We start from the raw sequence: 17,661 nt of genomic DNA, 5'->3' as shown, positions 1-17,661 counted from the left end.
TTATGCAAGAGGTGGAGCGCGACCTGGCGGAGCCGCAAAGGCAAACGATGTGTGGGGTGCTGCTGCAAGGCGAGACGCCAAGGCGCGATAGCGCACAAAAGATATCACTACCAATGCATCTACAGGTACGTTGTCCATTTGAGGAAGGTCGGCCAACGTGCCGTTGGTACAATCTACGTGCTCAACAGGTGCTTTTAGTAGTTCTGGGCTTATAAATACAAACTCACCTTCAAGCTCTGTTGCGCTTACCGATATATAGCGCATGGTCTTGCCAGTACAGATAAGTTCAATGTCATCGCCCATTAACCCACGAGCATGCTGCATAGTATGCGAAGCAAGGCCCAGTGCTAATGCATTTTGCAAGAGCATACAAAGGCAGAGTGTTAAGGCTGTCAGGTGTTTAATCGACATTGTTTATCTTTTTACGTTGCGCATTTTTATCATAGCCTGCGATGGATGGGTATTTCCACATGTTAATTAATTTCTTTAACACCGGCTTTTTTCAGTTTTCGGTAAAGCGTGCGGGTACTTACGCCTAGTGCGTCTGCGAGGCTGTTTATATCGCCTCTAAAGGTGCTTGCTACCTGAGCGAGATAAGCATCTTCTACCTCTTCGAGAGTCATAACATCCTTGCCAAGATTAACTCCGTTTGTTGTTAGTGGGTATTTATCACCTATACCCTCCATTAAAGCGTTATCCTCGCCGGTGAAATTGTCTAAGACTGGGAGGTCCGACTCGTAGATCACGGTCTCATCGGCAAGTAATACTGCTTGATCAACGATGTTGCGCAACTCGCGAATATTACCCGGAAAGGCGTAGCTGCTTAATTTTTCGAGGGCTTTTTTATGGAAACGCTTTTTCTCATGGGATTGGGCCAAAAAGTGCGTTGCAATTAGCGCAATATCTGACCTTCTCTCTCGCAAGGACGGAAGGTTGATAGGAAAGCCAGCAATTCGATAGTAAAGGTCACGCCGAAACTCCCCCTTTTCTACCATTTGCTTTAAGTTTTTATGCGATGCACACACCAATCTAAAATTGGCTTTCTTCGAAACTACGCTTCCCACAGGACGGTAAGTCTGGGTTTCAAAAAGCCTGAGTAGTTTAACCTGCATGGCGAGGGGAATATCGCCTACTTCGTCGAAAAATAGAGTGCCACCCTCTGCCGCCTCTACCAGTCCTTTTTTATTGGTGGTCGCGCCGGTGAACGCGCCTTTTTCATAGCCAAATAACTCGCTTTCAAGCAAAGCATCAGACAACCCAGTGCATTCAATTACAACAAAAGGTTTTTCAGCCCGATGGCTACTTGAGTGTAGAGCCTGAGACACCAGTTCTTTACCGGTTCCGGTTTCACCAAACAGTAAAACAGATATGTCTGAGTTTGCAGCGCGGTTGATTTTATTCAGCATCGTTTTAAATGCTTCTGACTCGCCAATCATTTTTCCAGCAGAGGGGCGGTTAGACGCAAAGGCAAGCTTATCTAGAATTTCCAGATAACCTATTAAATCCCCGTGACCGTCGAAGATAGGTCGCATCAGAATGTCGCAGTAGCTTTGGCCCTCGCTGGTGGTATGGATATGCACCACACTAGCTGCTCGGCCCGACTTTTTACTTTCCTGCATAGGGCACTGCTCGCCGCATTGGTCACAGGGCTTATTGTTTCGATGAGATACCTGATAACAGGTGCTATAACCGAGCTTGATATCGACAGGATAAGTATCTCTGTAAGGCGCATTGACCGCCTCAATAATGTAGTTTTGATTGATGAAAATAGCGGGTTTATCTATTGCATCTATCATTGCTTGTACAATTGATATGTTCATTGTCAGCGTATTAGTTAATGCTACTTTTATCTTGCCAACTTAACATATTGGCATAGAGCTTGTTGATTGTTTTAGTTGAATCACAATGCCTGAGTGCAAATACGTCCGTCAATAGGAGAGTTAAACAATGAAAGAACGCATCTTTTTAATTGCGTTGGGGTTAGCCGTAAGCGCCGGGTGCCCTTTCGCTAATGCACAAACCAACGAGCTAGCTGAAAGCGATGAGCACGCAAAAGTGAAGCAGGCAAGAGTTCACGCTAAAGCCCTTGGTGGCGCGCTTAAATCTAGACTAAAACAGGCAATTCAGTCTGGCGGTTTGGAAGCAGGTGTAGAAGAGTGTCAGTTGGCCGCAGAGCCTATCGCCGAAAGTCTTAGCCAAAATGGGTGGGAAGTAGGGCGCACTGCGCTAAAAGTGAGAAACCCGAATAACGCGCCAGAAGAGTGGGAGCGCGAGCAGCTAGCCCTTTTCGCCTCTCTATTAGAAAAGACTGAGCTAGAGGGTAAGCAGCCACCCATGCCCATGGATACCTATAAGTATGACAGCGACAGTGGCGAGTTCCGGTACATGATGGCTATTCAACAAGGCCAAGTTTGTATGGCGTGTCACGGCGCCCAAGTTGCACCTTCAGTAAAGGAAACCATTTTAAAACATTACCCTAAGGATGAGGCCACTGGGTTTAAACTTGGTGAATTGCGCGGCGCGTTTACGCTGACTTATTCTGGGCAGTAACTTAAGTTAATTTTGTATCAGCTAATATAAAAGCTCTTTACTCAACCATTTTAAACAAGGCTACGACGCCCCCTCTTCTTTTTTATATGTGTCAATTTTGTCGCTGATAATGACAAAATTGGCGCAAAATTCATATTAGATCCTTGCGATGGATCAAAGTGCACAACTTTTCGCCATGGAATAATTGACCCGCACAGTACGAATAGACTGTCATTCATCAGTTGCTGATTCAGATTAGCGAGAAAAGTGATGAATGGCACAAACCATGCTCTAGCTGTGATGAATGTTCATGTGACAACCACTGAATAACCAATAAATTTATTTAAGGTCAAGCGCTTATCGCGCAAGAGAGACGAGGGAGATAACCCATGAGCGATACGTTAATAGAACTATCGCGGTGGCAATTTGCATTAACTGCGATGTTCCACTTTATTTTTGTACCCTTAACACTAGGGCTAAGCTTTCTACTTGCTATCATGGAGTCGGTCTATGTGATGACAGGTAAAGAGATATACAAGCAAATGACCCAGTTTTGGGGAAAGCTGTTTGGTATTAACTTTGCCATTGGGGTCGCCACAGGCTTAACCATGGAATTCCAGTTTGGCATGAACTGGTCATATTATTCCCACTATGTCGGCGATATCTTTGGCGCGCCTTTGGCTATTGAAGGGCTTATGGCTTTCTTCTTGGAGTCTACCTTCGTGGGCCTGTTCTTTTTTGGCTGGGACAAAATGTCTAAGGTGAAGCACCTTATGGCTACTTGGTTAGTTGCCATTGGTTCTAACTTCTCAGCACTTTGGATCCTAATCGCTAATGGTTGGATGCAATATCCAGTAGGCGCTGAATTTAACTTTGAAGCGATGCGTATGGAAATGACCAGCTTCGCTGACGTTATTTTTAACCCTGTAGCACAGGTTAAATTCGTTCATACGGTTTCAGCAGGTTACGTGACCGGCGCCATGTTTGTGTTGGCAATTTCTAGCTACTATCTACTAAACCACAAGCATATTGCGTTTGCCCGTCGTTCGTTTGCGATTGCAGCCAGCTTTGGCCTAGCTTCAACTTTGTCAGTAATTGTTTTAGGTGACGAAAGTGGCTATGAACTTGGTGACGTGCAAAAAGTGAAATTAGCTGCTGTTGAGGCTGAATACGAGACGCATCCCGCGCCAGCACCGTTCACTGTTTTTGGTATACCTAACGATGAAAAAGAAGAAACCGAATACGCCCTTCAGATTCCTTGGGCAATGGGCATCATTGCTACTCGCTCTTTAACCGAAGAAGTGAAAGGTATTAAGGATCTTAAAGAAGATAATCGTGAGCGTATTTTAAACGGCATCAAAGCTTATGAAGTGCTTGATGATGTAAGAAATGGTACTGCAACAGCTGAGCAGCGCGCAGCCTTTGAAGCCAACAAAGACAGTCTTGGCTACGCCATGCTGCTTGAGCCCTACACAGACGATGTGTCAAACCCATCAGAAACGGCCATTCAACAAGCCGTTGACTACAGCATTCCACCGGTGGCCCCGCTATTTTGGAGTTTCCGAATCATGGTTGCCGCAGGCTTTATTATGCTTGCTCTGTTCTTGTGTGCATTTTATTACAGCACAAAACATAAAATCACCAAGCCTCGCTGGCTACTAAGAGGCGCTCTCTATGGTTTGCCACTTCCTTGGGTGGCCTGTGAAGCTGGCTGGTTCGTTGCTGAATATGGTCGTCAGCCATGGTCTATTGCAGAAGTACTGCCGGTGCATACCTCGGTGTCTAACTTGGCGATTAGCGATGTGGTAACCACTATTGTTGCCTATACCGTCTTCTACACAGCAATGTTCATCATTGGCTTTTACCTAATGAAAAAATTCGCGAAGAAAGGTCCTGTGCCTCCGGAAGATACAAAGACTGAAACTGAGCTTGATCTTATTGACCTTGATGAGCAAGGAGCAAAAGCATGATTGATTATGAACTGTTACGCGTCATTTGGTGGTGCTTAGTTGGCGTGCTGCTAATTGGGTTCGCCGTAACTGATGGCTTCGACTTAGGGGTGGGCGCATTGCTTACCCTTATAGGGAAAAATGACAAAGAACGTCGTGTGATGATTAACACCGTTGGGCCTCACTGGGACGGAAATCAGGTGTGGTTTATAACGGCAGGTGGTGCCATCTTTGCGGCGTGGCCAATGATTTATGCTACGGCGTTTTCGGGCTTTTACCTTGCTTTAGCGCTAACGTTAATTGCCTTATGGATGCGTCCTATTGGTTTTGATTACCGCAGTAAATTACCTAACCCACAGTGGCGCAAAGCTTGGGACTGGGCGCTATTTGCTGGTGGCATTATTCCGTCGCTCATCTTTGGCGTGGCGTTTGGTAACCTGTTATTAGGTGTGCCTTTCGAGCTAGATAGTACCCTTAAATCAACGTATACAGGTTCGTTCTTTGGTTTGCTAACGCCTTTCGCCCTGGTGAGCGGATTACTGTCAGTAGCTATTTTACTTAACCACGGTGCAACCTGGTTACAAATGAAAACCGATGGATTTATTGAAGTTAGAGCCCGCGCTGTGTCAGTAGTATTGAGCCTTGTAGGCGTAGCCTTGTTTGTTATTGCAGGTTTTTGGGTAGCATTTGGGTTAGATGGCTTTGTGATTACCTCTGCAATAGACACTATTGCTACATCGAACCCGCTTAAGAAAGAGGTAGCGATTGAAGCGGGCGCTTGGATGAGCAATTACAGCAAATATCCTTTCATGGTAATAGCCCCTGTATTAGGTGTAGTAGCTGGTCTTGCCTGCGCGCTCTTCTCTAAGAAAGGCAATCCGGGTATGGCGTTCGTATCAAGTGCACTGTTTATCACTGGCGTAATTTTAACGGCGGGCTTTTCAATGTTCCCGTTCTTAATGCCTAGCATCACAATGCCAGAAGCTAGCCTTACCGTATGGGATGCAACGTCTAGTCACATGACGCTAAACGTTATGTTCATCGTTGCCTGTATCTTTGTGCCAATTGTACTGAGCTACACCGCTTATAGCTTTTACGTGATGCGTGGTCGTATCAAAAATGATGACCTCGACCAATCTCACACTATCTATTAAGGAGATATTTATGTGGTATTTCGCTTGGATATTAGGTGTTTTACTGGCGTGCTCTTTCGGCATTATTAATGCGATGTGGTTGGAAGCAACGGAAAACATGGATAGACCCGAAGACCAAGAGTAGAAGTTGAGATAGGCTGGCCGCAAGAACACGCCGTGAACCCATCCATGGGGGCTTCGCAGCGGCATCCCTGCCGCTGAGAGTTCTTGCAGCCAGCCCACCACCACTTCGAAGAGAAAGTGAAAAAGAAGTGCGGAATTATTGAGCGGTGGAGGAGGGCTTTTTTGCAGCCAGCCTACCACTTCAAAAAAAGTTAAATATAAACGAAACAACAAAAAAGATAGAAACGAACAGTGATTAAAGAAAAGGTTCCCAACAGACAAACACTTACTAAGTGGTGTAAGGAAGTGGATAGCGCGCAATCGCTTGGCTTGCGCCGTTCGCTTATGTCACAGGTAGCGGTTAAGTGTTTGTCGCTTTTTTCTTTAATTATTGGCTTTTATTACTTTTCTAATATTGCTCAAGACTGGGTGGTGAATAAAACACCTGCGACTCGTGGCGATGTAGTAGGGCTTTCTTGCTGCTTAGCATTGTGCTGGTTATTTCAAGGCGCGTTTAACGCCCTTTCTAGTATGGGTAAAGCGAAGGCACTTGATAAACTTGAAGCGCATTTGAAGCAGGTGTTTGTCGCCCGTCAGCATGCGCTTATCCGCCAGCACTCTGTTTATTATTGGCAAACCCTTTGGCTGCAGCATATGCAGGCTTTTACCGATTGGGCCCTAGAATATCGGGTGCAGCAAATGATAGCGGTGATAGTGCCATTGCTGGCTTTAGCCGTTATTTTCTACGTAAACCCTGTAATCGGTTTTGGTCTACTGCTTACATTACCTGTTGTGCCGCTTTTTATGATCATCGTAGGCAAAGGGGCGGCCGCACTGCATCGCAAGCACTTTATTGCGCTTGAACGATTGGGTAGCTTGTTTACTGATCGCTTGGCGGCATTGCCTATGCTGGCTAGCTTTCAGGCTCATCAAAAACAAACTGATTTGTTAAAGCAAGCCAGTGATAATTTAAATACGCGAACTATGAAAGTGGTGAGTGTGGCGTTTCTATCTAACAGCGTGCTGGATTTTTTCGCCACGCTTGCCGTGGCCTTAGTGGCGGTATTTATCGGTTTTTCATTGTTGGGTGAATTAAGTATTGGGCCTGCAATAACACTACAGCAAGGTTTGTGGGTGCTGCTTACCGTACCCTTACTGTTAAGTGAAATGAAAAAATTGGGTCAGGTTTATCATCAAAAAGCACAGGCAGAAGCCGCGCAAGACGAACTTGCTCCTTTGTTCTCTGTGTATATTCAAGCTCAAATTAAAATGCTTTCAGATACAAAAGAAGATAGCCATTCTGAGCATATAAACACACCACGCGAATCTTTGCTTTCAGCCTCTCACTTTAACGTTTTTGAGATGAACGCGTCGCTATTTACGTCGTTATCATCCTCTACAAACGAACTGCCTGCATTGCTTAGCGCAGATAGCCTTAATGTTTTTAAAGGCGATAGAATTTTACTCAGCGGTGCTTCGGGCTCTGGTAAAACGCTGTTGTTAGAAGCACTCGGTGGGCAGCGCCCTGCATCTCACAAATTTAACGAGCCGGTTGTGTGGATCACGCAGCACCCAGTAGTAACACCAGGTTCGGTACGAGAGAACTTATGCCTTGATGACTGCTATACGGATGAAGCGCTTAACGAGGTGCTTCACGCGGTAGAATTAGGGCAGTGGCTAGCCCTATTACCCTATGGACTAGACACGTTAATGACAGATTACCCATTACTTTCTGGGGGCGAGGCGCAGCGTCTATCTCTAGCTCGGGCTTTGTTGCGAGACGCTGGCACATGGTTATTGGATGAACCAACGGCGCATTTACCAGATCCCCAACATCACAGACTGGCTCAGCTTATCAACCGCCTTGGTGACAACAAAACCTTGATTTGGGCTTCACACAAGGCACTGCCTGCCAATTGGTTCACACACTTCTGGAGTATCAAAAACGGTGAAGTGAAAACAGTATCAATTGCTAGCCAAAGCAAAGAGCAGGCGTCGACCAATGAATAGTACTAAACCCGCCTATTTGACTTTATTGCTCGCCCTAGCTCATGGTGTAGCAGGCATCAGTATCTTGGTTATTTCTTCTTGGTTTATTGCCGTCAGCGCAATTGCGCCTGTGGGCTTTAACTATGTCATTCCTGCTGTTGTTATCCGCGCACTTGCGCTACTTCGCATTGCATCAGGCTACGCCAGTATGTGGGTTGGCCACAACGATTTACTTGCTCGGATAGCCAATATTAGATTAGGCGTATTCAGCCAGCTTGAAAACAGCCAGATTAATGAAAAAGCCTTAACGACGGAAGCACTAGCTCATCATACCGAAGAGCTTGCTAGTCGTTGGATAGCGTGGATAGCGCCGCTGTCTAGCATTATGTTTATTTTCACAAGTCTTTGTTTTATAGCCACGTGGTTTGACTTTCCTGGTGCAGGGTTGCTTATTGCCCTTTTTGCGGCGTGGTTGATAGCGGAAGTACTACAAGGGCTAGGGGCGCTTCGTATCGCTGAGCGCGCGACGTGCGCGAATGCCGAGTTTAGACAAGCGTCGAACAACTTTTTAAATAGTAGTGCAATTTGGCATTTAAACTTGGGGCTTGTAGGTCGGCGCGAAGACAATGTTACTAGGGCATACAATAGCCATAGCGCTTCTAATGCCAGCACGCTGGATGTTAAAGAGATAAAAGCATCGAACATAGTCGGAAAAAACGTCAGTGCTAAAGCAGTATGGCAAGAAAAGATCGCACAAAAAAATACAGCTAATCGCACCGCGTGGTGGTTTCAGGGTATAGCGTTTTTGTTGGTTGTGCTTATGATGTCTGGTGCTTTATCCATCGCGCAGATGCTGCTTTTTGCTCCCATCGCTATCGTAGTGCCTATGGTATTGCTAGCGGCGCCCGATTGGGCGGGGAACGCTTTTTCAAGCATATCTAAGTTTGCACAATACAAACAAAGCGTAAAAGCGCTTCGGCAAATGAAAACAACGCCCATCAAGATGCTTTGTGAAAGAGAGATAAATACAGCGATAACCTTAACGGATTTTTCGATAAAAGGCCGTCGTACGAACAAAGTGAATACAAGCATGTTAGCTAAAGGTGTGGTTTGTGTGTCAGGTGCCTCTGGTTGTGGTAAATCATCTTTGCTTCAGGGGCTCGCGGGGCTACTTCCTGCCAACGGGAAACGAGAGATTGATGGCGTAACCATGCCCCCTGGTTTAGTCTCAAACTGGCGCTATGTTGAGCAAGAGCCCATCATATTATCTGGTACGCTTGCTTTAAATTTAGACCCTGCTGGACAGGAAATACCCCACAATCAAATGACGACGCTGCTGCAAGAGCTAGGTTTGGATAAGGGCTTATTATTGACTACTTGGGTAGGCAAAACAGGACGGCCACTATCTGGTGGTGAAAGAAAGCGCGTAGCGCTAGCTCGGGCTATTTTAGCTAATCCACGAGTATTACTTGTAGATGAGCCGTTTGAAGGCTTAGACATTCACACACAACAACGTGTGTGTGACGTGTTAAACCGCTTTGCTACCGATAAGCTAGTGATAATTGCTTCACATGTCACCCCTAAAGCCCTCGCGGTGAAAAAAAACGTACAGTTAGACGAAGCGAGCATGGTTACCGTTAACGGCGAGCATCGCGCTACTTTGTAGCGAACTGCTCGAAGTCTTTTGTAATGTCTTCCAGGCTTCTTCCTTTTGTTTCAGGGAATAGCTTGGCGACCAGTATCAAGCTCACTAAAGCGAAGCCTCCGTATATGGCAAATGTGGCGGCAGCCCCCAAATTGGCTAGCTCCCATGGGAATACCATTTGAACCAAGAAGCTTGTGAGTGAATTCACCATACCCACCAATGAAATAGCCAGTGCCCGAGTTTGGTTAGGAAATATCTCGGCCAGCATGGCCCACATAACAGGGCCCAATGACATAGCGAACGAAGCAACAAAGGCTATGATGCCAAAAAGCACTAACGGCGCATTCATAGTAATACTGCTAGTAAGTAGCGGTTGTTGATAGGTGTCGTATTCACTGCTTGTTAGCACGGCCTTAAGCGCACGTTTAAAGCTTACATCTGAATAATAGGTTTCTTTGATTAACGGAGTTAGCTTGGCAGCGACCGAAGGACTCTCTTGGGAAAGTTCTGTAATCTCAGTTTGCTGTACTTGATACGTTGCCTGCTTAAACCCATAAGTGCAGATAGCCATACTGATCACTACGCCAGTAAGACCTATCAACAACAAAGGCTTTCTGCCCCACTTATCAATGGTTAACATGGCGACTATGGTGAACGCTACATTTACCACGCCAATCAATACCGCTTGCATAAAGGCTGCATTGGTACCTACACCACTTTGTTCAAAAATAGTAGGAGCGTAAAAAAAGATAACGTTGATGCCGGTAATTTGCTGCGCAATGGCAATAATGATTCCCACCATCAAAGGAAAACGCATGGCTTTTGTTTTTAGAAAGCCAAGGCGCTCGCCTAGTGACCAAGATCTTTCTTTCAACGATGACGAAATGTCTTCAACCAGCGCTTTTGCTTGTGCATGGTCGAATAAGCGGTTTATTACCTGCTCTGCCTCTTTCTGACGCCCTTTTAATACCAGCCAACGGGGGCTGCGAGGAATAGTAAAAAGTAAGCTAAACCATAGAAGTGCAGGAATAATTTCTAGGCCCAACATATAGCGCCACAAATGTATATCTAAGCCTATGTCGGTCACCCAAGGCGCTGCGCTGTTACTTAGCTGTAATAAATAATAATTGGTGAAATAAGACAGGGCGAAACCAAACACAATGTTGAGCTGGTTTACCGACACCATCTTTCCCCTATTGCGTGGTGCGCTAATTTCGGAAATATACAGTGGGGCGATAATTAGTGAACAAAATGCGATGCCGCCGATAAACCGAGAAAGCACCAGCAGTTCGAAATTGGGAGCGAGGGCAGAGCCAACGGACGAAAGTAAATATAAGAAAGCCACAAGTATGAGCGCTTTTCGCCTGCCTATAGCGTCACTGATACCGCCAGCAAATAGCATAGCGATGAGCGCTCCAAGGGTAGGTGAACTGACAACAAATCCCTGCTGCCAGTCATTTAAGCCAAATTCAGCGTCTATAAAGCCGTTGGCTCCCGCTATTACACTGGCATCGAAACCGAAAATAAAGCCTCCAAGCGAGACAATCAGAGTGTAATACAGAGATGGAGACAGGGCTTTATTCATTTTATAGGTTGCCTAATGTATCCCTATTTATCACTTCAGGAACAAACAGGTGCTCAATTGGAGTAGGGCTCTTTATGTTATAAACATGTTGAAGCACCCAATAAGCCGCCATTTCTCCCATAGCGTGGATAGGGTTATTTATTGTGGTGAGTTTAGGGTAAAGATAGCGCGAAAATAACACGTTATCGAAGCCAACAATGGAAAGCTGTTCAGGGATATCAAAGCCAGCTTCTCTCGCTGCTGTCATTGCGCCTGAGGCCATTTCGTCGTTGGCACAAACTAGCGCAGTAAAATTTGGATAGTGTTTTTGAAGGTGAAGCATGCCTTCATGGCCTGCCGATTCGTGAAAATCTCCTTCAAACATACTAGTTTCTTCAAACTTAATCCCGGCCTCTTCAAGCGCGCGCTTGTGGCCAGCAAGCCGATCACTGGCATCTTTTTTAAACAGTGGGCCGCTGATATACCCAATATGCTTGTGGCCTGCATTAATTGCTGCCTGTGTGGCCAGATAGCCGCCTTGTTCGTTGTCTACAACAAAGCAGTTGTCATTTAAGTCATCTACCTTGCGGTTAATAACAACAACGGGAACATTACCGTCGACCAGTTGTTTTAGATACTCGTCAGACACTGCTTCAGCGTGCAAAATGAGAGCGTCGCAGCGACGACTTTTTAAAAACTCTATAGCCTCGTGTTCACGTTTTTCATCGACATGCCCGGCGGTAATGATAACGTGCTTGCCGTTTTGCTTTAGCACCTGTTCTACGGTACTCATCAAGTCGCCAAAGTAGGAGCCGTGCAGTTCTGATACGAGTAAACCCACACTGTTCGTGCGGTTTGACGCCAAAGACTGGGCAATAGCGTTGGGTTGATATCCCAATGATGCCATTGCTTCTTCAACTTTCTTGCGCGTGCGCTCACTTACCCGCGCGTTACCATTCATAACACGAGAGACGGTAGCCAGCGATACACCCGCAGCTTCTGAGACTTGATAAATTGTTGCCATACAGTTCGGTACTTATTCTTATTTGATACCGCTAATGTACCCATTTAAACGGCTCTTAACCAGTTTTGAGTAGGCCAAAGCACTTTGTTTCAATGTACGTTTTTGCGTCTCATAGTCTACATAGACAATGCCAAAGCGTTTTGAATAGCCTAGCGCCCATTCAAAGTTATCCATTAGACTCCAGGCAAAATATCCGCGTATATCCACGCCTTGCTTCATCGCCTCATCAACCGCGTTAAGGTGGGTATGGAAATAGGCAGTTCGATCGTCATCTTTTACTTCGCCGCCAATTAGCTCATCGTTCATTGCCGCACCGTTCTCAGTGATGTAGATAGGCGGCAGCGCGTAGCGCTGATTAAGATCGACTAATAATTCTGTAAATGCATCTGGCGTGATTTCCCAACCCATAGCCGTAAGTTCGGTGGTAGCAGGAGGGACAACTTCAAACCAACCTGCGCCGTCACTTTTATAGAGAGTGCGGGTGTAAAAGTTGATACCCAAATAATCGATAGGCTGTGAAATAAGATCCATATCACCATCAAGGATCTCAGGCCTAACTTCTGCGTCTAGTCGCTCGATTACGTCAGGGTACTTACCATCTATGATTGGCTGCAAATACCATTGATTATGATATTCATCGGCAAGTTTTGCGGCTTCAATATCGTTACTGTCACTGCCTATCGTATGGCAGTTGCTAAAGTTAAGCACAATCCCATTTTTGCTGTTTGGGCACAGGCGCTTAAGTACTTTTAGCGCTAGGCCGTGAGCAAGTAGTAGGTGATGAGCTGCTCGACGCCCGTTAGCCATGCCTGTTTTGCCAGGCGCGTGTATCCCTTCTTCGTAACCTAGGTAAGCAGAGCAGAAGGGCTCATTTAACGTGGCGTATGAATAAACTTTTTCGCCTAATGTACTTGCAACAGCTTCGGCATATTTCTCAAATTCAAAGGCGGTGTCGCGGTTGAGCCAGCCTCCGTTGTCCTCTAAGTGTTGAGGAAGGTCCCAGTGATATAGCGTTACGAACACTTTCATGCCACGTTCAATAACCTCGTTCACTAGGTTGACGTAAAACTGCATGCCCACTTCGTTGATGGTGCCATCCTGATTCATTACGCGAGGCCAAGAAATAGATAGGCGATAAGCGTCTAAGCCAAGGGAGTCAATAAGTTCAATATCCTGTTTCCAAAGCTTCACATGATCGCAGGCAATATCTCCGTTTGTGCTGTCGGAAATTGTATTTTCTTCTGCACAAAACGTATCCCAAATACAATCTAACCTTCCCCCTCTATCTCCTTCTATTTGAAAGCTTGATGTAGCCACACCAAATAAAAAATCTTTCGATAACATCGCTGAAGTAGAAGGGAGGTTAATTTCTGGCATCGTGAGAATGTCCTGATTATTACAAAATCTTATATTTACAATGTGCAATACAAAGTAAATAACATCATATTTACATTGAATTCGATAACGCTTCATGTAATTATCTGCTCAATGTAAGCGCTTACAAAGTTATAAAAGGGCTATTTTTGCTGTTGTGTAAGCGCTTTCAATTCTAAATCTATCATTAATTCGAAAAATAGCAACAGAGGTTATTTGTGGACACACCAGTGCAGCCTAATAATTTAAACGCCCAAGAGGGAAATGTGAATGGTAGTTACCGTTTTGCACTTATCTCGCTTACTACGTTGTTTTTCATGTGGGGTTTTATAACGTGCTTGAACGACATTCTCATACCTTATCTAAAAGGGGCTTTTAATTTAAGCTTCACACAAGCAATGCTTATTCAGTTTTGCTTTTTTAGTGCCTATTTTGTCGTATCTTTACCAGCCGGTATGGTGGTGTCGCGCATTGGTTATCAAAAAGGTATTGTTCTAGGTTTGGGCATAGCCTGTGTTGGATGTTTGTTGTTTTTCCCTGCTGCCTCGACCCAAATATACGGTATTTTCTTACTAGCACTTTTTATCCTGGCGTCGGGAATTACCGTTCTTCAAGTCTCTGCTAATCCGTATGTTACCGCTCTTGGTGACCCTAATACTGCGTCTTCACGCCTTACGATGACTCAAGCGTTTAATGCGTTTGGTACCACAGTTGCGCCGTTTTTTGGCTCCTACCTGATTTATGGGGCTACCGGTGAACATGGCGGCGGCACGCCAAGTGCGTCAGATGTCCAGGTGCCTTATCTGATTCTTGCTGCTTCGTTACTTTTATTAGCGCTCGTTTTTATGTATTTGAAGCTACCTAAGCTAAATCATACCAGCGCCAGTACGGGTGTATTTAAAGGCGGCGCGTGGCACCACAAGCATCTTGTTTTAGGCGCAGTAGGCATATTTATGTATGTAGGCGCTGAAGTTGCTATTGGCAGTATGTTAGTGAACTATTTAGCGAGTCCTGCAGTTGGGGGGCTTACCGAGGCAGGTGCTGCAAAACTTCTGGCTTACTACTGGGGTGGTGCCATGGTCGGACGATTCATCGGTGCAGTAGTCATGCAAAAAATATCTGGCGGTTATGTGTTGGCGTTCAACGCCTGTGTTGCGATCGTATTAATTTTGTTATCCCTTTCAAGTACAGGAAGCGTAGCGCTATGGACTATACTCGGTGTGGGCTTATTTAACTCAATTATGTTTCCAACCATTTTTAGTCTTGCCCTTCAGCAGTTGGGGAAAGATACGCCGCAAGGCTCAGGTATTCTATGCTTGGCAATAGTAGGTGGCGCTATCGTGCCCTTGCTTCAAGGAATGCTGGCGGACTCTATTGGCGTCACATTGTCGTTTTTACTTCCAGCTTCTTGCTATCTCTACATCGCCTATTATGGTCTTGTGGGAAGCCGCGTAGCTAAATTTCAATCCACTGAAAAGTAACGAGGATTAATAATGCGAAAAAGTCTAATCGCAAACGTTGTTACAGGTGCACTAGTTAGTGTTTTAGTTAGTGCTTGTACAACCGAGAATAACGCTTCTTCAGTTAACAGTGCCAATGATAAACCGAATAAAGCCAGTGAAATTTGGCCTGCATTAAATATCGAGGTGAAGGCTGACCCAGCGGTAGAAAGCAAGGTTTCAGACATTCTTTCTACCATGACACTTGAGCAAAAAATTGCACAGATGATCCAGCCTGAAATTCGCAATATAACCGTCGAGGATATGCGTCAGTACGGATTTGGTTCTTACCTAAACGGTGGTGGCGCATTCCCTAATAACGACAAGCATGCGACACCTGATGACTGGGTAGCGCTTGCCGAAAAGCTATATCAAGCGTCGGTGGATGACAGCCTTGATGGCTCGACTATTCCGACGATGTGGGGAACGGATGCGGTTCACGGTCATAACAATGTTATTGGTGCGACTTTATTTCCTCATAACATAGGTTTAGGTGCAGCAAACAACCCTGAGCTAGTAGAGGAAATTGCCCATATCACAGCAAAAGAAGTGATGGCGACAGGCATTGATTGGGTATTTGCACCAACGGTTGCTGTTGTACGTGACGACCGCTGGGGTCGTACTTATGAAAGTTATTCTGAAGACCCTGCCATTGTTAGGGAATATGCAGCTTCTGTTGTAAAAGGCCTTCAGGGCGCTGCAGAAAAAGATTTTTTAAGCGACCAGCGCGTTATCAGCACAGTAAAACATTTCGTGGGTGACGGTGGAACGGTTGGTGGTGATGACCAAGGCGACAATATTGCCAGCGAGCAAGACTTGTTCGATATTCATGCCCAAGGTTACGTGGGCGGATTAACGGCGGGTGCTCAGTCGGTTATGGCGTCTTTTAACAGCTGGAATGGTGAAAAGCTTCATGGTCACAAATACTTATTAACTGACGTACTTAAAGATCAAATGGGTTTCGATGGATTCGTAGTCGGCGATTGGAACGGCCACGGTCAAGTAGCCGGCTGTAATAACGAAGACTGCGCTCAAGCCATTAACGCCGGCTTGGATATTTTTATGGTGCCTAGTGACTGGAAGGTGCTTTACGACAACACAATCGCTCAAGTGAAAGATGGCACTATTGCAATGTCGCGTATTGACGATGCGGTTCGCCGAATTCTTCGCGTCAAAGTTCGAGCAGGCCTATTTGACAAGCCAAGTCCGGCTAATCGTCCGCTATCGGCCGACCGCTCATTAATTGGTAAAGCTGAGCACCGTGAAGTAGCCGGTCAAGCGGTTCGTGAATCGCTAGTGTTATTGAAAAATAAAGATAAAACTTTGCCGCTTTCGGCGACTAAACGCATAATGGTAGCAGGTGATGGCGCCGACAATATCGGCAAGCAATCAGGTGGTTGGAGTGTTACGTGGCAAGGCACAAATAATACGAATGATGACTTCCCAGGTGGCAGCTCAATTTATGACGGTATTAAGGCGCATGTAGAAAACGGGGGCGGTGACGTAGAACTTTCGGTTGACGGTAGTTTTGAAACCAAGCCTGACGTGGCGATAGTTGTTTTTGGTGAAGAACCTTATGCTGAAGGCCATGGTGATAGAGAAACCTTAATTTATCAGCACGGCAGCAAAAAAGACTTAGCACTGCTAGAAAAACTGAAATCCCAAGGTATTCCTGTGGTATCGGTGTTTATCAGTGGTCGTCCAATGTGGGTAAATGCTGAACTTAATGCTTCTGACGCGTTTGTTGCTGCTTGGCTTCCGGGCTCTGAAGGTGCAGCGGTAGCCGATGTACTTTTTGGTAAGCATGATTTCAAAGGTAAGCTTTCTTTCTCTTGGCCATCGGAACCTCAGCAAATCGTGAATAAGGGCGATGAGACCTACGAACCATTGCTACCCTATGGATTTGGTCTAACCTTTGATGCCGAAAACGTATTAAGCGATTCGCTAAACACTGAGATAAAAGTAAGCACTGATAACAACGAGGCAATGGAAGTTCTAAACGGTGCCGTTCAGTCTCCATGGGTGTTGTGGTTGTATTCGGGTGATGAGTCGTTAACAGTGAGTGCAAGCACTCATACTGTCGGAGCATTGACGTACCGCACCGTCGATAAGGTGGTTCAAGAAGATGCCCGTAAAGTGACATTTGATGGCTCTGAGTTCGCGGCGATGCGCTTTGCAAGTAAGAGCTTTTTCCGCGAGGATTTAAGTGCGCTATTACTCACGCAAGGTGCGCTTAGCTTTAATGTAAGCCGTCATTCAGATATCACGCAGCCTGTAACTGTGGGAATGAACTGTGAAGGCGAGGGCGACGCGCCAGGAAGTTGCTCAACACAACTTGATATCAGTGAGCAGCTTAAAGCAATGCCTGTTGATACCTGGACGAATGTGAGTATTGACCTACAGTGCTTTGTTGACGAAGGTATCGACTTTACCGGTCTTGTAGTACCGTTTGAATTAGGTAGTGCGGGTAAAGCAAGCTTGAGTGTGGCAGATATTCAGTTTAAGCCAGGTGCGGCAGAGTCAGCGAGTATAAGCTGTCAGGATTAACTAGAAAGCTTAAGTATTAACGCTACTACTTTATGAAAGTCGCCAGCCTAAACGCTGGCGACTTTTTTATTTGTAATCACCCGTTACTACGTAATAATGCCTTAGAGAAAAAAGTGTTTTAAAAACCATTGTTGATGCTTTTTGAGAAAATATGCCAAGTACAGGGTTAGCGTTTTCGGACTCAAGAATTACAATGTTCTCAACTCATTAAGACTTGAATTCACAGATTGTTTTAGTCTTTATGACTGAAAATAAAAATGCTACTTCCGCCAAATTTGTTATCCA

13 protein-coding genes are annotated in these 17,661 nt (G+C 45.5%); 8 read left to right on the top strand and 5 right to left on the bottom strand.

The annotated features are described in order from the left end of the window. Positions 1–411, bottom strand: a complete 411-nt coding sequence (locus tag GVO62_RS14235) for a hypothetical protein (RefSeq protein ID WP_159119780.1) — start codon at positions 409–411, stop codon at positions 1–3. 62 nt (positions 412–473) lie between these two features. After that, positions 474–1,796 carry a sigma-54 interaction domain-containing protein gene (locus GVO62_RS14230; protein WP_159119835.1) on the bottom strand — a complete coding sequence of 441 codons (1,323 nt, stop codon included), beginning with the start codon at positions 1,794–1,796 and terminating at the stop codon, positions 474–476. Positions 1,797–1,947: 151 nt separating this feature from the next. On the opposite strand from GVO62_RS14230, the gene GVO62_RS14225 reads away from it, so the two are divergent. From GVO62_RS14225 to GVO62_RS14200, 6 genes are all read left to right on the top strand, one after another. Beyond that, positions 1,948–2,550 (top strand): Tll0287-like domain-containing protein, encoded by a 603-nt coding sequence (locus GVO62_RS14225; RefSeq protein ID WP_159119779.1) that lies wholly within the window; start codon positions 1,948–1,950, stop codon positions 2,548–2,550. 368 nt (positions 2,551–2,918) lie between these two features. Next, entirely contained in the window at positions 2,919–4,499 is a 1,581-nt protein-coding gene (locus GVO62_RS14220) for a cytochrome ubiquinol oxidase subunit I (protein WP_105932601.1), read from the top strand. Further along, entirely contained in the window at positions 4,496–5,632 is a 1,137-nt protein-coding gene (cydB, locus tag GVO62_RS14215; protein WP_159119778.1) for a cytochrome d ubiquinol oxidase subunit II, read from the top strand. Before GVO62_RS14220 ends, cydB begins: the two co-directional genes overlap by 4 nt. A gap of 10 nt (positions 5,633–5,642) precedes the next feature. Then, positions 5,643–5,756 carry a cytochrome bd-I oxidase subunit CydX gene (gene cydX / locus GVO62_RS14210; protein ID WP_012519975.1) on the top strand — a complete coding sequence of 38 codons (114 nt, stop codon included), beginning with the start codon at positions 5,643–5,645 and terminating at the stop codon, positions 5,754–5,756. Positions 5,757–5,986: 230 nt separating this feature from the next. Next, on the top strand, positions 5,987–7,744 hold the full coding sequence (locus GVO62_RS14205) for an ABC transporter transmembrane domain-containing protein (RefSeq protein ID WP_236547163.1): 1,758 nt from the start codon (positions 5,987–5,989) through the stop codon (positions 7,742–7,744). After that, on the top strand, positions 7,737–9,389 hold the full coding sequence (locus tag GVO62_RS14200; protein WP_159119777.1) for an ATP-binding cassette domain-containing protein: 1,653 nt from the start codon (positions 7,737–7,739) through the stop codon (positions 9,387–9,389). The genes GVO62_RS14205 and GVO62_RS14200 overlap by 8 nt, the downstream gene beginning before the upstream one ends. Here GVO62_RS14200 and GVO62_RS14195 read toward each other — a convergent pair. The 3 genes from GVO62_RS14195 to GVO62_RS14185 are packed head-to-tail and all read right to left on the bottom strand — an operon-like array spanning position 9,379 to position 13,333. After that, the gene (locus tag GVO62_RS14195) at positions 9,379–10,953 is read right to left on the bottom strand and encodes a sugar porter family MFS transporter (RefSeq protein WP_159119776.1); all 1,575 of its coding nucleotides are present in this window, start codon (positions 10,951–10,953) and stop codon (positions 9,379–9,381) included. The genes GVO62_RS14200 and GVO62_RS14195 overlap by 11 nt on opposite strands. Position 10,954: 1 nt before the next feature. Continuing rightward, entirely contained in the window at positions 10,955–11,956 is a 1,002-nt protein-coding gene (locus tag GVO62_RS14190) for a LacI family DNA-binding transcriptional regulator (protein WP_159119775.1), read from the bottom strand. 18 nt (positions 11,957–11,974) lie between these two features. Then, on the bottom strand, positions 11,975–13,333 hold the full coding sequence (locus GVO62_RS14185) for a GH1 family beta-glucosidase (protein WP_159119774.1): 1,359 nt from the start codon (positions 13,331–13,333) through the stop codon (positions 11,975–11,977). A gap of 215 nt (positions 13,334–13,548) precedes the next feature. On the opposite strand from GVO62_RS14185, the gene GVO62_RS14180 reads away from it, so the two are divergent. Then, on the top strand, positions 13,549–14,811 hold the full coding sequence (locus tag GVO62_RS14180) for a sugar MFS transporter (RefSeq protein WP_105932607.1): 1,263 nt from the start codon (positions 13,549–13,551) through the stop codon (positions 14,809–14,811). Between the two features lie 12 nt (positions 14,812–14,823). Then, positions 14,824–17,376 carry a glycoside hydrolase family 3 protein gene (locus tag GVO62_RS14175; protein ID WP_159119773.1) on the top strand — a complete coding sequence of 851 codons (2,553 nt, stop codon included), beginning with the start codon at positions 14,824–14,826 and terminating at the stop codon, positions 17,374–17,376. Positions 17,377–17,661 lie beyond the last annotated feature (285 nt).

This window comes from Alteromonas sp. KUL150 (genome assembly GCF_009811475.1).
Lineage (GTDB): Bacteria > Pseudomonadota > Gammaproteobacteria > Enterobacterales > Alteromonadaceae > Alteromonas > Alteromonas gracilis.
Note: the sequence above shows the minus strand (reverse complement) of the source record. Positions and strands in the feature narration are given on the sequence as shown.

Coding starts and splice junctions, on each gene's coding strand:
- GVO62_RS14235 (WP_159119780.1), bottom strand. CDS start 411: ATGTCGATTAAACACCTGACAGCCTTAACACTCTGCCTTTGTATGCTC.
- GVO62_RS14230 (WP_159119835.1), bottom strand. CDS start 1,796: ATGATAGATGCAATAGATAAACCCGCTATTTTCATCAATCAAAACTAC.
- GVO62_RS14225 (WP_159119779.1), top strand. CDS start 1,948: ATGAAAGAACGCATCTTTTTAATTGCGTTGGGGTTAGCCGTAAGCGCC.
- GVO62_RS14220 (WP_105932601.1), top strand. CDS start 2,919: ATGAGCGATACGTTAATAGAACTATCGCGGTGGCAATTTGCATTAACT.
- cydB (WP_159119778.1), top strand. CDS start 4,496: ATGATTGATTATGAACTGTTACGCGTCATTTGGTGGTGCTTAGTTGGC.
- cydX (WP_012519975.1), top strand. CDS start 5,643: ATGTGGTATTTCGCTTGGATATTAGGTGTTTTACTGGCGTGCTCTTTC.
- GVO62_RS14200 (WP_159119777.1), top strand. CDS start 7,737: ATGAATAGTACTAAACCCGCCTATTTGACTTTATTGCTCGCCCTAGCT.
- GVO62_RS14195 (WP_159119776.1), bottom strand. CDS start 10,953: ATGAATAAAGCCCTGTCTCCATCTCTGTATTACACTCTGATTGTCTCG.
- GVO62_RS14190 (WP_159119775.1), bottom strand. CDS start 11,956: ATGGCAACAATTTATCAAGTCTCAGAAGCTGCGGGTGTATCGCTGGCT.
- GVO62_RS14185 (WP_159119774.1), bottom strand. CDS start 13,333: ATGCCAGAAATTAACCTCCCTTCTACTTCAGCGATGTTATCGAAAGAT.
- GVO62_RS14175 (WP_159119773.1), top strand. CDS start 14,824: ATGCGAAAAAGTCTAATCGCAAACGTTGTTACAGGTGCACTAGTTAGT.